This is a genomic window from Photorhabdus australis DSM 17609 (assembly GCF_000711895.1).
GTDB lineage: Bacteria > Pseudomonadota > Gammaproteobacteria > Enterobacterales > Enterobacteriaceae > Photorhabdus > Photorhabdus australis.
The window spans coordinates 64,460-80,435 of record NZ_JONO01000027.1 but is presented as its reverse complement, the minus strand read 5'-3'; the positions used below and the strand labels follow the sequence as shown (position 1 = coordinate 80,435).

Sequence of the window (15,976 nt, the reverse complement as noted above, 5' to 3'; positions counted from 1 at the left end):
ATACAGTGACGACGAGGAATACCGTGAGTAAAATGCGTGTATTGTTTAAGCCACTCGCTCTGTAACTCACCAAATTCCTGAATCGATTTCCAGCCAGAAGCGCCGCATAATACAGCGGAGAAGGCTAAAAAAATCACATCCATTAATTCATGTTTTTTATTGATGTCAGAGCGAGGGTCTTCTATCTTGCTGATAAAATTAAAAATACTCATTATTAGGATCGCTTTTTTATGGAAGAGAGAGATCTTAACGTTTTAATGAGAGAAATGCCTATAAAAAGTCATATTCTGATTTTTATTTAACCAAAATAACCTTATTAAAAATGTGAGATCTCACCCTGTCTTTACAGAAACAAGCCAGGAAGTTTGTTCTTAATAGTGATAAGTCTAAGATTAGCAGTCAGACAGTCATGACGTGCGGACTTGCGCCTTATATGAAAAATGTTCGTGAATTTTGCTATGGTCTTGGTGTGGCAGAAAATCGTTTTTTTATGGAGTGGTTTTCAACAGAACCAGAACGGGTTGAAGATAAAAGTCATTTAACTATGATTTTGTTAACAGCAATGGAAAATAATCATATTCCGGTGATGGCGGCATGTTGGACTGGTGTTTGTGGCAGTTGTAAGACTCGGATTATTCGAGGTAAATATACAACCAGTAGTACAATGACATTAACTGCTAATGAAATAGCAAATGGTTATGTTCTGGCATGCAGTTGCCAATTACGAGGAGATGTTGTACTGGAATAGAAAGTTTAATTTTGTTCCTATTCTTTGCCAATTTGGCTAATTATAAACGGTTTATTGTTTTTGCTTCTGCTATTATTCCTTTGTTTAGTATTATTCGGGGGACGAGTATGAAAAAATTGTTAGCAATTTGTTTATTAGGGTTTGTACTAGCTGGTTGTGATAGCCAACCTAAAATTGATGCTTCTAATGAAATTGCTTTGAAAACATCCATTGATAAGATAAGAGATGTGTTACCAGATGATAAAAGAGCTAAGTTTGATGAATCAATTCAGGTCGCTATGTTTAATAGTATCGATTTCAATGAGCTGGTTAAATCGGGTGTTGATAGCGATATAAAAAAATTGAAACAAAAGTTTTATAAGTCACTGGATGGTAAAACAGCTGACCAACTGATTGCTGAAGCTGAAAAAATTGAAGCTAAGAAATCAGAAAATGAATAACATCTTCATAGGATTATTTGCATTAAACGGCACGAGATAAAAATTCTATGCCGTTTTTTTATCATTATTAGTAACTTAAATGAAAATTAAACAGGTAAACTTCTAATTTTGAATTATTATAAATTTTGTTTACAATGCAGCCCGCATTCTAAGTGCAGTATCTCGTTAGGCGAGGCTCCTATACAAACACAGGTTGCTGATCTGACGACGTCGAGAGACGCCCAAGATTAGGACAGGATATATCGAACCAAGGTATATCCCCATGTAACTTCCTGATAAATCAGGATACGTTGTATAGTGCTAAAACTGAGACGTGGAGATAGCTGTTGCATTCTCTCATCTGGTTTCGCCCCTATGTGAGTGCTGTTTGAAGTTCACAACAGTAATAGGGACCAATATCATGAAAGTTACATCCCATGAAAAAATGGATCTATTAGCTATTGCTAATAACCACTCTGTAAATGAAAAAAGTAGTGCTCAACAACAGAAACATCAATTAAAAAATGAAGATGCAACTGTTAGCGCATATATGAGTCAATGCTTTATTTCTGTGTCCGTTGCTGATTCTGTTTTATCGGTAAAAGGTAATCTGACTAATCAACTTGAAGGAGAACAAATTCCGACGTATTTATATGTCATTGATGCTGAAGGCTATCTGAATGGCATATTGCCGGTGAAGGTGTTATTAACCGCAGCCGATGATTTATTTGTGTCAGATATTATGAGGCAAAACTACTTTTCTGTATCACCAGAGCAGCCGCGTCATGATGTCTATAGTCTGATAAATCACAGCGGTATGGATAGTGTACCCGTTATTCATTTTGGCAAATTAGTGGGGGTTTTACGGCCACAGGATATTGCTGAACTGATTGAAGATGAAAATACTATAGATGCTCATTTACAAGGGGCGACTTTGCCTCTAAATGAACCTTATCTCAGTACCAGCCCGATAACATTATGGCGTAAGCGTGCTGGTTGGTTATTGCTGCTGTTTGTCGCAGAAGCTTATACTGGGACTGTACTTAAAGCTTTTGAAGAGCAACTAGAAGCTGTAATTTCTCTGGCATTTTTCATCCCGTTATTGATAGGTACGGGAGGTAACAGCGGTACACAGATCACTTCAACGTTGGTCAGAGCAATGGCGTTGGGGGAAGTGAGTTTGCGTAATCTGTGGGCTGTGTTACGTAAAGAGGTTTCCACTTCATTTTTAGTTGCGATAACGATTGGTTCTGTTGCGCTCATTCGAGCCTGGATATTAGGTGTAGGAATTGAGGTGACGATTGTTGTTGGTTTTACCATAATTGCAATTACTATCTGGAGTGCCATTATTTCTTCCATTATTCCAATGGTACTGAAAAAGCTTAATATTGATCCCGCTGTTGTATCAGCGCCTTTTATTGCTACGTTTATTGATGGTACAGGTTTGATTATCTATTTTGAAATAGCTAAGTTGGTAATAACAGAACTGGCTTAAACCTATCAATAAGATGCCCATGACAATTGGGTATCTTATTGGTTTAAATTTTCTTTTTAATTAAATGAGTATATTTTTATTGTTTTTAATTTATCATTATGTGCAATTAATAGTATAAAGTTAAAAAATAGTGGGTGTACTGTTAATTAAATGAAAATAAATAATGAAGTGATATTTTATTATTTATTGTAACCTTATTTGCAAGTCTCTATTTAATGAATGGATATATGACGGTTTATTATATTAACCATGTCATCAGTTATTTTTGTTTACGATAGTCTTATTATGCCTAATATAATTAGGTTTTAATACATCAGTTTATAATAAATTATTTATTTTTGCTATCTGATTTTTAATTTTTTTTATTTATTCATGGTGAATTTAATAAGTTTAGAATATGTGAATATTATCATGGGGTTATATGTTTGATTATTATGCTATTTTAATATTTCTTTAAAGTTGTTTGTGAAAATTAAGTAATATAGATAATTGCCTCTTATATATAAATGTTTTTCTATTATTCTTTGTTTTCAATTGGTTTTATTATTTAAAAATAAGTTTCTCACCACATTTTCGACAGATATAATTACTTTCCCCCCGTAAGATTTTATTATGGCGGCGTAGGGTCAGTGTATGTTGTTGGCAGCTACAGTAATAAGTAAAAGTTTTACTACGTACTGAATCGATTTCAAATTTGTGTGTACGATTGGCAGGAATATTCAGAACTTCTTCCATCATCCAACGCCACTGTTTTCCATGTGGAGGTACTTTCCCAAAGTAGCGATAAACCAATAGGTGGGCCAGCTCGTGAGGAACAACTTCATCAATAAAAGTTTGTTGGTTTTCTATTAATAGCACTGGATTAAGGCGGATTTCCCAGCTTTGTATGTAAGCACTGCCGGCAGAGGTTCCTCGTTGGCGATAATTTATTGTAGGCTCAGGAAAATCACGATTAAGATACAAATTAGCCTGTTGCAGTTTTTGCCGCAAGGTCTGCATAACAGCTTGTTGTAAAACGATTGGAACTCTAATTGATTTCATATGTTGAAAATGGAGTCGGTGAGGATAGGTCAATATTTGTTAGAAATTCTTAAACACTAGCTAACGATAATAATAATTTCATAGTTCTTTCAATCGCCAGCTAATGTTAAGGAAAACCTAGTTTAGTTTATCCAAACCAGGTTTTTTTGGGGTTTCACATATTCATAGCTGACAATTTAAGGCCAGCTGCTTCGCGCAGGATTTCTGCTTTATCAGTTGCTTCCCATGGGAACTGTGGGCGACCAAAATGGCCGTAGGCAGCGGTATCACGATAGATTGGGTGTAACAGATCGAGCATTTGAATTAAGCCGTGAGGACGTAGGTCGAAGAATTCACGTACTAGCAGAGTCAAAGTTGCTGTCGGAACTTTTTCAGTACCGAATGTTTCCACCATAATGGAAGTTGGCTCTGCAACGCCGATAGCGTAGGAAACCTGAATTTCACAACGATCAGCTAAGCCAGCGGCCACAATATTCTTTGCTACATAACGTGCAGCATAGGCTGCTGAACGGTCAACTTTGGATGGATCTTTACCAGAGAATGCTCCGCCTCCGTGACGAGCCATACCACCGTAAGTATCTACGATGATTTTACGGCCGGTTAGGCCACAGTCACCCATTGGGCCACCGATCACAAAACGGCCTGTTGGGTTGATAAAGTATTTGGTTGTGGCATTTAACCATTCAGAAGGCAGAACCGGCTTGATGATCTCTTCCATTACCGCTTCTTGTAGATCTTTTTGGTTAATGTCTTCAGCGTGCTGTGTTGAAAGTACAACAGCATCAACACCGACAATTTTGCCGTTATTGTACTGGAATGTTACCTGGCTTTTAGCATCTGGACGTAGCCACGACAGTACACCATTTTTTCGGACTTCTGCCTGACGTTGAACCAGGCGGTGTGCATAGGTGATAGGTGCAGGCATCAGTACGTCAGTTTCATTGGTTGCATAACCAAACATTAGCCCTTGGTCGCCAGCGCCTTGTTGTAGAGGATCTTCGCGGTCAACGCCTTGATTAATATCTGGTGATTGCTTGCCAATAGCGCTTAATACTGCACATGAGTTTGCATCAAAACCCATTTCAGAATTAACATAACCAATTTCTCGAACTGTTTGCCGCGTAATTTCTTCAATATCAACCCAAGCGCTGGTCGTGATTTCACCGCCAACCATAACCATGCCGGTTTTAACATAGGTTTCGCATGCGACACGAGCTTTTGGATCTTGTTCCAGGATAGCATCGAGAACAGCATCAGAAATTTGGTCTGCGATTTTATCAGGATGCCCTTCAGAAACAGATTCAGAAGTGAACAGGTATGTGGTCATTATATTATGTTACCTTAAAATATAATTTCAGTTTGGGAATGATGGATGGATTAACATCTAGATGGCTATTCTAGGATAATTACTAGCCGTGTTCCAGATTTTTTTAGTTATACCCGTTATCTTTCAAGTTGCCTCTTTGTTGGCTGCACTCGCTCACCCCGGTCACATAGTTCGCTATGCTCCCGGGGATTTGCTCCCTTGCCGTCGCGATGCATCTTGAAATCCATAGGGTATATAAATGGTCATTTTCATCTGGTAACAAATAATTTCTTTGTTTATATGTCAGTTTTGTTCAATTTCATTTTGCAATTTAATGTAATTGCGAGTATAAACAGCGGCGCCGTAGTTGAATTATTTTTGCTACAGATTCGTAGAAAGCTAAATAGCTTCTGTTTCTCAATCGAGAAAATGGCTCCTGAAATATGAGTCATGTGTGTGGAGGTGAATGGGGTAATGATCCATTATCTGCTGATTGCTAATGGCCAACAGCCACACTTGTCGGATTTATCCGCGTCTTTTTCCTTTCTTTTCAATATGTCTTTAATTCGATGTTATCCGTCGTCAACAAATAGGCCGGATATGTCGAACAGACGTATTGTCGCTCGGTAATTTTGTCATTGTTTAGTAGTAACTAAACGCTTTTTAAACCTGAGAGCATGCTATTCCCTGATATTTCTTAACACGCAAGATATGGTGTCTTGAGTTATTTATTAATTACAGGCGAAGGCGAAACTCTAACTCCATTAAGGAGACTGCCATGAATGATAATATCGCTCGTAAAATGCAACAGACTTACAATATTGCATATTGGGGAGGAAGTTACTACTACGTCAATGATTTAGGTAATGTCAGTGTTTGTCCAAACCCTGATTTGCCAGGGGCAAGAATTGATCTTGCGGGATTAGTAAAAAGAGTTCAGGAAGAGCAGGAACATTTGCGTTTGCCGGCGTTATTTTGTTTTCCTCAAATCTTGCAGCATCGTTTGCGCTCAATCAACGCTGCATTCAGGCGAGCCAGAGAATCGTATGGCTATAAAGGTGATTACTTTTTAGTTTATCCCATCAAGGTCAACCAACAGCGTCGGGTTATTGAATCACTGGCAAGCTCTGGGGAGCCTTTAGGGCTTGAAGCTGGCTCTAAAGCCGAGCTAATGGCGGTGCTAGCGCATGCGGGTATGACCCGTACTGTAATCGTATGTAATGGATATAAAGATCGTGAATATATTCGTCTGGCGCTCATAGGTGAAAAACTCGGTCATAAGGTTTATCTGGTGATCGAAAAAATGTCTGAAATTGCTCAGGTGTTGGAAGAGGCTGAACGGCTCAATGTGATACCTCGTCTGGGAGTCCGTGCCCGTTTGGCATCGCAAGGTTCGGGTAAATGGCAAGCCAGTGGTGGTGAAAAATCGAAGTTTGGGCTGGCTGCGACTCAAGTACTGCAATTGGTTGAGACTCTGCGTGAAGTAGGGCGGCTTGATAGCTTGCAATTACTGCATTTTCACCTTGGATCACAGTTGGCGAATATTCGTGATATTGCAACGGGCGTCCGTGAATCAGCCCGTTTTTATGTCGAGCTACATAAACTCGGTGTCAATATTCAGTGTTTTGATGTTGGCGGTGGACTGGGTGTCGATTATGAAGGCACCCGTTCTCAATCTGACTGTTCTGTAAACTACGGGCTGAATGAGTATGCTAATAATGTGATTTGGGGCATTGGTGATGCCTGTGATGAACATGGTTTACCACATCCGACCGTTATTACCGAATCTGGTCGTGCTCTGACTGCTCATCATACTGTGTTGGTATCCAATGTGATTGGTGTTGAACGTAATGAATTTACGCAGACAACGCCGCCGGCAGAAGATGCTTCCCGTCCGCTTGCTAGTCTGTGGGAAACATGGCAGGAGATGCAATCTGAAGGGAACAGACGTTCTTTACGTGAATGGCTGCATGATAGTCAGCTCGATCTGTATGATGTTCATACACAATATGCTCATGGCATGTTGGATCTGACTGAGCGGGCATGGGCGGAAGAATTATATCTGAATATCTGTCGTCGTATTCAGCAGGATCTTGATCCAAGTAACCGTGCTCACCGGCCAATTATTGATGAGCTGCAAGAGCGCATGGCTGACAAATTCTATGTGAATTTCTCTCTGTTTCAGTCTATGCCTGATGCATGGGGAATCGATCAGTTATTCCCTGTTTTGCCGATTGAGGGACTGGATAAGCCGTTGGATCGTCGCGCTGTCTTGTTAGATATCACTTGTGACTCCGATGGTATTATTGATCATTATGTGGATGGTGATGGGGTAGCAACGACAATGCCAATGCCCGCTTATGATCCTGATTACCCGCCAATGATTGGTTTCTTTATGGTGGGAGCATATCAGGAAATTCTTGGCAATATGCATAACCTGTTTGGTGATACTGCGGCTATTGATGTTTATGTATTTGATAATGGCGAAGTGACCTATAACCAGAGTGAAGAAGGGGATTCAGTCGCAGATATGCTGCAATATGTGAAATTGGACCCTAACGTGCTGATGGCTCGTTTCCGTGATCAAGTAAAAGGCACGGATTTGGATGCCGGTTTGCAAGAGCAATTTTTACTGGAATTTGAAAGTGGTCTTTATGGCTACACATATTTGGAAGATGAATAGTCTTCTGGTGTTAATTAAGCCTCCTGTATACAGATAACGTTATTTAAAAACCAGATTCAGGAATGCATAGAATAGAAATGGGATTATCTCAGAGATACCCCATTTCGTAATAGCATTGGGTATTCTGGAATTAAATGGCATTATCCTGTCAGGAAACTTCTGAGGATATATCTCATGACAATAAGTACCTTGGGCAACCAACAAGATAACTCTCTGGTTTCTAACGCCTTTGGTTTCCTGCGCTTTCCGCTGAATTTCCAGCCATATTCTGGCGATGCAGAGTGGGTAATTACCGGAGTGCCATTTGATATGGCAACATCGGGTCGTTCAGGCAGTCGCCATGGGCCTGCGGCTATTCGCCAGGTTTCGACTAATTTGGCATGGGAAAGCCGTCGCTGGCCTTGGGATTTTAAATTACGCAATCATTTAAACGTTGTGGATTGTGGTGATTTGGTCTTTGATTTTGGTGATGCTCAAAATATGAGTGACAAGTTACAGGACCATGCGGAAAGACTACTGGCTTCCGGTAAGCGCATGCTTTCTTTTGGTGGTGATCATTTCATTACTTTGCCTCTTTTACGCGCTCATGCTAAATATTTTGGCAAAATGGCTCTGGTCCATTTTGATGCTCATTCTGATACCTATCCAAACGGCAGCAAATTTGACCATGGTACTATGTTCTACCATGCTCCAAACGAAGGATTGATCGATCCACATCATTCAGTACAGATTGGTATCCGTACTGAACATGGTCAGGACGATGGTTTCACCGTGTTGGATGCTGCTCAGGTTAATGACCGTAGTGTGGATGATTTGATTGCTCAGATAAAAGAGACGGTTGGCGATATGCCGGTTTATCTGACTTTCGATATCGATTGTATTGATCCCGCTTTTGCACCAGGTACGGGTACACCAGTAATTGGTGGGTTGACAACAGATCGGGCATTGAAGTTACTGCGTGGTTTGCAGCCACTGAATATTGTCGGTATGGATGTGGTAGAAGTAGCTCCAGCTTATGATCAGTCTGAGATTACTGCTTTGGCAGGTGCGACTGTTGCGCTGGAGATGCTTTACTTACAGGCAGCTAAGAAGATGATCTGAATTCTTATGCGTTAATGCATAGTATTAGGGGATAGTCGATAAGCTTGTAATGAGTTGTAAATCTATCCCCTGGTTCAGTATTATTTGAATGGATGTAGCCTTCATAATATATGCATGTGCTTATACGCTTTCCTAGATATCCTCTACCATTCAGTTCAAGCAATAAAAAATGCAATATTATCCAAACCGCACTTAATGCGACAGAACTTCCCCGCATTGGGCTAGGGTTTACGGCGGTTTTTGCTAAACCATTCCGACAAATTACCCGGCCTAAGCAGAGGGTTCGACGAAATTAACATCTGACCACACTGAGATGACAGCAACGGCACTGGCTCGCCCTCCGGCTCCGTCAGTCTTCATTAAAATCGGTACAACAGACAGTTGTGTTGATGCGGTATAGCTATCGTCCCCCCACTTAACGTATCTTGCGTTCTCTCCTTCGCCTCTGTGCCCAGTACCGAGAGATATGGGTTTGTTGGCTGAATCGGTGAACGCGAAGGCGATATCTTCTATTGAGGAAGCTAATGCATTCGATTTCCCCGGCACAAGTGGCCCATCGATTCGGTAGAGCAGGCGTGAATGCAGGAATGCATTGTCATCACCGGAACATGTGCTGTTTATCCCTATTTGTCTGGCCGACGCCAGTGGGTCTCCCGCCTGTTTACCGATTCTTTTCACCGTTCCCCAATCCACCGATGAGGGTGTCAGGACAACCGCACAGGTGGATGGCTTTTTGACCGGTGAAAGAATAACCGTGGTCCACAGTGGTTTCAGCATACCGTTAGAACCCAATATGGCTGCAGAAGTCCAGCCGACCGTACCAACTGACAGGGAACTGCCTCCTGCCTTCGCATTGAAATTGCCGTTACTGTCTGGGTAAATTGCTCCTGTCACGGTGCGGACACTGACATCAACCAGGCCGTTGGCATCGGGAATGCAGGGAATGTTAATGTCGACATTCCCTCCTGTCAGATTGGCTGAGCGATACGTACCGGATGAACCGTGTGTCTGGCAAGAGAGTGAAGATTGCCCGATATCAACCATAAAGTCGCCGGACCGTCCTACCCTGACGCTACTCGGTGACGACGAAGAGATTAATGGGCTCGTTCCAGACTTCACTGTGTAGGCCATAAACTGCGTTCCAGCAGGAACGCGACAGGTTGTTGACCAGTCGAGAGGGCCACTGGTGATATAACCGACTATCTCATCACGTGAGTAATCACGCTTATCTTTGTTGTTTGGTACCATTGCATAGCCGGTGATATTGCGAACCATCTGCACCAATTCAATCTCACAGTCCTGATAAGTCTCTGCTGCCTGGAGTGGCAAAGCGGCCAATAAAAAGAGCAGTGATCCCCCCAGGCCCATGAGGGTTGAGACGGGATTTGCTACATTTCTACCCCACAAACGTTCAGTTTTTAACATTCTTCTCTCTCCAAATTGTTCATCGGGCACACCGGTCAGGCTGCCCACATGAAGGTAACACTTACAGGCACACTGCATCAGCTTGTATCAGTTGTCCGGGTGTATCGGACGGCACCTGATAACGGGTGGTGCATTGTTGCGTTGCCCCGTTTCCCCATTTAACTTTCACTTGACCGGCAGGGGGCATGCCGCTCAGATAAACCCGACCGTTATCGCCCACAATGCCGCTGCTGGCCTGGGTGGCATCCTCTTCCAGCGTCGCAATAGCGCCAAAGGGCACGGGTTTGCCGTGATGTATCAACGTCAACAGTAACTGGCGGCCTGAGCGAACTTGATAATTGGCTAGCACCACGGCTCCTCTGGTTGGATAAACATTCTTGCTGGTTTGGTCAATATCGATCCCTTCCGGCAGGGTAGACGGATCCAGATTGATCGTGTTTTTTTGGTAGACCGATCCGCCCGGCAATACGGAGTAGCCCCGCCAGTCAGTCTGCACGTTGCCGTCACCGACCGTCACCCCTTTCGCCCCAGGTGCGCGGACCAACACCGCTTCATCACCCAGTGAACGTGATAGCGTCATACCGTAAGGATGAATTAGAAGGGCACCGGAAGCCCCGTAGGTGAAATGATAGCTATTTGCGCTGTCATTGTAGCCCAGATTAACGTTTCCCTGACTGCCCTGATAACTCAGAGACAAAGCCCGGCTGTTTTGCAGGCCGCTGTTCCCCCAACCTTGCTGGAGGTTATAATTCAGACGGTTATTCCATAATATGCCACTGATCCCTGTCTGTTGAGCGATGCGTCCTTGCGAGTCACGCGAGACCGTATAGCGAGTATAAACGCCCCGTAGTGCAGACGATGATCCAAAGAGACTGAGCGGAACCTGCATATTGAATGACACCTGACGATTCTCCGACCAGTTGTCGGCCCCTTGCATGCGATAAATGTTATAACTCAGGTTATAGCTGATCCCCATCAGCATCGCGTTATAACCCAAATTCAGATTGTTGTCGGTACGGCCATTCCAATAATCGTTGCGCGTCCCGGTGACGTAAAGACTGCCCCAACGTCCTAGTGTTTGATGCAGGTTCACCTGCCAAGTGCTTTGACGTCGGTCAAGCACCCACGGTATCTGACATTCATTCAGGCTGTACCCCATGCTGTTAACATCATTGAAACTGTAGTAGTGCGGAGTGGAATAGCGATAGGCTACCAGATCAATGCTGGTACCGGTACTGATCAAGTTCTTGGCATATTTCACCCGGTAAGCTTGGCCCTGTTGCCGGTTATTTTCTTGCCCCTTAGCCCCTTGCAACTGGGTACGGGCAAACGTCATATCCGCAGACAGTGCGCCAAATGCCCCCAGTGACACGCCCGAGCCGAATACACTCGACTGGTAGTTGCCTGCGACCAATCCTCCGCCGTACAAGGTGATATTGTGTGGCAAACCATAGACCAAGGTGCCCAGAGCAAATGCCGGGGAACGGCTGCCATCAGTGAGGTTGCCCCCTCGGTATTGACCGGCTGTTAACTCATATTTAATGTTGCCGGGACGCTGCATCATCGGGACAGACGAAGAAGCAAAGGTAGAAACACGAGTACTGCCATCTTCCTCTTTGATCGTGACCGTCAGGCCGCCAGAGTCTCCGGTGGTGTACAAATTGGTGAAACGAAACGGTCCCGGCGCCACCGTGGTTTGATACACGGTATAACCATTCTGAGATACGGTCACTTGCGCATTAGAGCTCGCCACACCGGTTATCTCTGGGGCAAAACCGCGCTGACTGTCAGGCAACATAGCCTCTTCAGAAACCAACTTCATGCCACGCAACGGGATGCTGTCAAAAATATCCCCGCTGGTATAGATTTCACCGGCTGTAAACTCACTGAGCAGTGACTGCACATTACGTTGCAAATAGGTATTACTCACCTGCCATTGAGTCTGCGTAGAGGGGGAAAAACCGGCGGCCCCTCCATTGCGCTGGCGATTATAACTGTAAGTTTGCGTGCTACGCAGACGCCACGCTCCCAGATTCAACCTATTACGAAAAGAGGCAAACAGGTTACGGGAGCGTGATCCGCCGCCGGTTTCCTGACCGTCATAACGCCCTTGCGAACCATTAACGGTGTAGTTCATTAAAAAAGCTGGAATCCCATTATCCCACAGTGACGGATCGACCCTCCCAGAATGGAGGGGCTGCATAGCCGCTTGAGGGATACTCAGATCCAAACGCAAACGGGCGAAATCCAGTATCGCGCGGGCATGTGGGATCTGTTTCGTCAGATCCGTGATGGGGCTGTCGCTCGCTTTTCCTTGAAAAGCTGGCAACCCGCGAATATTGACCCCATACTCTTCGAGCTGTGCAACCGTTAATACCGGTTGCAGATGGTTATTCACCAATCTAAATTCAATCTCGCGGTTATCCACCTTATTTTGGTTCATGTAGACATCTACCAGATAGTGCCCCGGTGCGACATAGCCCGAGTTTTCATACGCCGAGAGATCGATATGCTCCTGTTCCCCCGTTGCCCCCATCAGGAAGGCGGGATTAAAGTATTCCCGCGCGGAGACGGATAAAGTTGTTGCCGCCAGTGAGCATAGCAGACTTACATATATAGGTCGGAGCCGGTTGCCTGACCGACCGGACGCACGTTGACTGCCCGCCAGCCGCGCAGACGAAAATAAAATGTTTATTGTCATAGCTCATTTCTGCTTCTAACTTAAGTCTATGCGGTTAATCTTGAGGCCACTTTGCCGGTCACTATCACAGATGAAGACGAGTCATAACGGAACATAGCGATCCTGACTGTCGCCGGGAAAACGCCAGACCAGTGGCCCCAGCACTCCGGTGGTAAATGAATAGGTTTGTATACCTTTCGGTGGCACCATCGCCTGACGTATGTGATCATCTGCTTGTTGAGTACCTACTTTCAGGGCAGAAAAGGTCAGAAAATAGGGCGTAGGATTTTCTACCCGTAACTGCGTCCCCTGAAGGGAAAATTTCACCTGCTTAGCCACCGTGGCGTTATCTCGGTCGGGCACGCCTTGAGGACGATAAAACAGTCGGATATTCATCTGCAAAGCGACCTGCACCTGCGACGCTTTGTCTGTCCGGTGACTTAATGCTGGTGCCTCCGCGGTATCCGGTACGGCAACTCCCGGGATAGCTCGCAAAGAAACTACAAAGGCCGATTCCCGATCCGGCGGTAATTGCTCTCCAAGCTGGCGAATACGGAACGAAAATTTCTCTTCAGCCTCGAGTCGTTTTAATGGTGGCAGAACGATAAAAGGGGTAACTTGCTCGGCTTGGGTGTCAAAGCGACCAGTATCGGGGTCCATCGGGCTGACAAATCCTTGTACCAGATAGTTCTGTGCCGTGTGATTAGTCATGCTGAGTGTCACGCCTCCCGGGCTATCTTTAGCCATATAAGACAACTGCATCGGGGAGAACGATAGCCCTTGATTATCAACCGCCTGCACCTTGAATATATTCCCTAGCAGTAGGGCGAAACCGAGGGAATAAAGCATTACCCCTCGGTGTGTCCTTCCATGCCAGTTACTGACTTTTTTCATTCTCCAACTCCATAGAAAAAGTAGAAAACAAGGGCGGGTTTAACGCGCTACCCTGACGGTAAATATTTTTGAAGACCCGCCGTAATCGTTAATCATCGACCAGCTCGCCGATTTTTTACCCGCCAGCTCGGCATAGGTCACACAATCCTGTGGTGCTATCATTGAGGGATAGCGGTTCAGATCGAGCACCTGCCCGTCCAGCGAGAGACTGTCCAGCGATAGGAAATACGGGGTGGGATTGCATGCCTTGATGCCATCAGGTTGCGACTGAAAGTGAAGCTGTCCATACGCCTCTTCCGGCAACAGAGGTAGGCTACGCGGTCGCCAGAAAAACTTAATCCGCATCCCCACGCTCATCGATGCCAGTTCCCGAACAGGTTCTCCCGTCACCTGTTGAGTCGCGGGGATAGCGTTCATCTGTACATACCCGAGCGATTCCCGATCCACTGGAAAGGGGGGGTGATTAAAGGTTGGCAAAATACGCAAGCTGTTCTGACTGTTAGCCTCCAGCCTGAACAGCGGCGGTGTCACCACAAATGCCGGTGCAGTTTTCTCCTGATCTTCCGTTATCCTTACCTGCACCAGCCACGCTTGAGGTGTAGTATTGACCACAGTTAGCGTTTGTGCCCGCTCCCCTTGGGTAAATATCACCCGGGTTTTATTCAGGCTGATACCGGCTGCTTGACAGGATTCTGTACCGCTCATCCCTAACCCTAGCCAGAATACCAATGGTGCCAACCGGTACCGCACTGAGCGCACCCGACCTGTTTCCACAATCCCCCCTAAAACCTGTTACCTGAGAAACACTCAGTGATAGTCAAATTGAAACTGAATGTGCGCGGTCAGTTCACCGGGAGTCGGCCCAACCGTGCCGGGTTGATGCCGCATATCCATTAGGAAGGTAATTTGACTGTCTTTAGCGGCGTTACCTAGTAGCGCCAAATTCACATAGTCGCCATTTTTTAGGTAGTTCCCTAGTCCGCTTCCTGGCAATTGATAGCGCAAGCCAAATCCCACATTTCCCGCAACAGTGGAAGCTTTATCCCGAAATAACGTCGGGTTGTCTTCTGGCGTGGTGCCGACTATTTTAATCGCCGGAGTATGACCTGCTCTGGCTGATCCTGCACAGCCTGACAACGCCAACGTAATGGGTTTGCTACCCGCCGCCGCAATATGTTGCGTGCTATACCGAACCTCGGTGAGTGGTACGGATGAAAACTCGACATGGGATGTTTGCATGTAAAGCTCACAGGTTGGCTGCTCCAGCGTCAGCGCCAATGTCAGTTCTGCTGTGTTTGGGCGCGCTTCCCCGGGCAGCGGTGCGATACAGAGCAAACAAGCTAGTGTTGCCCGTCTAATAAGGGGACACGGTTTGCGCATTACCGTATCTCCCCTTGATAGGTGGATTCTCCGCCGAGGTCATTAATCACTGTCCAGCTTACTTTGGCTGGATAATGTCCTCCTTTAAGTAATAGAGAGAGGTCAGAGAATGGGGAGACCATGTTTTCTTTCTGCTGCGTCATCACCTCCTGTCCACCCAACTTTAGGGAGGTTAAGGTGATGTAATAAGGTGATGGATTGGTGACCGTGATTCCCGCGGCTGTCGGTTTGAAACGCAGTGAACCAAATCCCTGCTCCGGCGAAACCGACAGCTCCGACGGGCGATACATCAGCTTAATCGTGTTGGCTATAGCAAACTGTATTCCGCCGGAGACATTCCTCTGGGAGCGTTTATCAGATTCAGAGCTTAACGGAATGGCTTTCGCCGTAAACCAGAACAGGGATTCCCGATCGGTTGGCAACGACGGGCCAGTTTTGATGATGCGCACCTGATTCTGGCTGTCTGGTTCCATACGAAACAGGGGCGGCGTCACCAGAAATGGAGCGGTTTTGTCTCCCGCAGAAGTAGAACTGACTGTCGCCTGTATTAAATAGACCGCTTCTTTACTGGTATTGCTCACTGAGGCGGTTGCTGCGCGGCTGTCCGCTGGATAGATAATGCGGGTAGTATTGATCCCCACCCCTTCCGCCTGCACGGACATGGCCGGGCAACCTAACAGAGCGGTCACTATCATTGCTGTCATCAATCTTGTCACTGACTCACCTGAAATGTCTGGATTGGTATTGCGTAAGTAAGAATTGGGCCTCCCTGTCCAATTCCACGGCTATGTGTTTCTAACGCCT

General features: G+C 45.2%; 13 protein-coding genes, 1 pseudogene and 1 riboswitch. Of the genes and pseudogenes, 5 read left to right on the top strand and 9 right to left on the bottom strand.

Annotated features, from left to right (window positions below; genetic code table 11):
- Window positions 1-212, bottom strand: a 212-nt coding sequence (locus BO26_RS22045; protein ID WP_036772220.1) for a transposase family protein, incomplete at its 3' end; no start/stop codon positions are given.
- A 179-nt stretch (window positions 213-391) separates the two neighbouring features.
- Between BO26_RS22045 and BO26_RS09380 the strand changes: the two are divergent.
- From BO26_RS09380 to BO26_RS09370, 3 genes and pseudogenes are all read left to right on the top strand, one after another.
- A pseudogene (locus BO26_RS09380) lies at window positions 392-748 on the top strand (2Fe-2S iron-sulfur cluster-binding protein); the annotation flags it as partial.
- 107 nt (window positions 749-855) lie between these two features.
- The gene (locus tag BO26_RS09375; protein WP_036771012.1) at window positions 856-1,188 is read left to right on the top strand and encodes a DUF6694 family lipoprotein; all 333 of its coding nucleotides are present in this window, start codon (window positions 856-858) and stop codon (window positions 1,186-1,188) included.
- 154 nt (window positions 1,189-1,342) lie between these two features.
- Window positions 1,343-1,514: riboswitch (M-box (ykoK) riboswitch) on the top strand.
- A gap of 74 nt (window positions 1,515-1,588) precedes the next feature.
- Window positions 1,589-2,662 (top strand): magnesium transporter, encoded by a 1,074-nt coding sequence (locus BO26_RS09370; RefSeq protein WP_036771005.1) that lies wholly within the window; start codon window positions 1,589-1,591, stop codon window positions 2,660-2,662.
- Between the two features lie 543 nt (window positions 2,663-3,205).
- On the opposite strand, the gene BO26_RS09365 is transcribed toward BO26_RS09370, so the two are convergent.
- Together BO26_RS09365 and metK are read right to left on the bottom strand one after the other, a co-directional pair.
- Complete coding sequence (locus BO26_RS09365; RefSeq protein WP_036771004.1) at window positions 3,206-3,703, bottom strand: SprT family zinc-dependent metalloprotease; 498 nt, start codon at window positions 3,701-3,703, stop codon at window positions 3,206-3,208.
- 154 nt (window positions 3,704-3,857) lie between these two features.
- On the bottom strand, window positions 3,858-5,030 hold the full coding sequence (gene metK / locus BO26_RS09360) for a methionine adenosyltransferase (protein WP_036771003.1): 1,173 nt from the start codon (window positions 5,028-5,030) through the stop codon (window positions 3,858-3,860).
- Window positions 5,031-5,787: 757 nt separating this feature from the next.
- Here metK and speA point away from each other — a divergent pair.
- Together speA and speB are read left to right on the top strand one after the other, a co-directional pair.
- The gene (gene speA, locus BO26_RS09355) at window positions 5,788-7,692 is read left to right on the top strand and encodes a biosynthetic arginine decarboxylase (RefSeq protein WP_036771002.1); all 1,905 of its coding nucleotides are present in this window, start codon (window positions 5,788-5,790) and stop codon (window positions 7,690-7,692) included.
- Between the two features lie 174 nt (window positions 7,693-7,866).
- Window positions 7,867-8,793 carry an agmatinase gene (gene speB, locus BO26_RS09350; protein WP_036771001.1) on the top strand — a complete coding sequence of 309 codons (927 nt, stop codon included), beginning with the start codon at window positions 7,867-7,869 and terminating at the stop codon, window positions 8,791-8,793.
- 270 nt (window positions 8,794-9,063) lie between these two features.
- Here the strand turns inward: speB and BO26_RS09345 are convergent, their stop codons facing one another.
- The 6 genes from BO26_RS09345 to BO26_RS09320 all read right to left on the bottom strand — a co-directional run bounded on the left by BO26_RS09345 (window position 9,064) and on the right by BO26_RS09320 (window position 15,888).
- Window positions 9,064-10,218 carry a hypothetical protein gene (locus BO26_RS09345; RefSeq protein WP_036771000.1) on the bottom strand — a complete coding sequence of 385 codons (1,155 nt, stop codon included), beginning with the start codon at window positions 10,216-10,218 and terminating at the stop codon, window positions 9,064-9,066.
- A 61-nt stretch (window positions 10,219-10,279) separates the two neighbouring features.
- Window positions 10,280-12,919, bottom strand: coding sequence for a fimbria/pilus outer membrane usher protein (locus BO26_RS09340; RefSeq protein ID WP_036770999.1), 2,640 nt, complete (start codon window positions 12,917-12,919; stop codon window positions 10,280-10,282).
- An 81-nt stretch (window positions 12,920-13,000) separates the two neighbouring features.
- On the bottom strand, window positions 13,001-13,792 hold the full coding sequence (locus BO26_RS09335; RefSeq protein ID WP_051690928.1) for a fimbrial biogenesis chaperone: 792 nt from the start codon (window positions 13,790-13,792) through the stop codon (window positions 13,001-13,003).
- A gap of 39 nt (window positions 13,793-13,831) precedes the next feature.
- Window positions 13,832-14,566, bottom strand: coding sequence for a fimbrial biogenesis chaperone (locus BO26_RS09330; RefSeq protein WP_051690927.1), 735 nt, complete (start codon window positions 14,564-14,566; stop codon window positions 13,832-13,834).
- A 33-nt stretch (window positions 14,567-14,599) separates the two neighbouring features.
- A complete protein-coding gene (locus tag BO26_RS09325) occupies window positions 14,600-15,172 on the bottom strand; it encodes a fimbrial protein (RefSeq protein ID WP_036770998.1) in 573 nt (190 codons plus the stop codon).
- Window positions 15,172-15,888 (bottom strand): fimbrial biogenesis chaperone, encoded by a 717-nt coding sequence (locus tag BO26_RS09320; RefSeq protein ID WP_081861883.1) that lies wholly within the window; start codon window positions 15,886-15,888, stop codon window positions 15,172-15,174. The genes BO26_RS09325 and BO26_RS09320 overlap by 1 nt, the downstream gene beginning before the upstream one ends.
- Window positions 15,889-15,976: the final 88 nt, after the last annotated feature.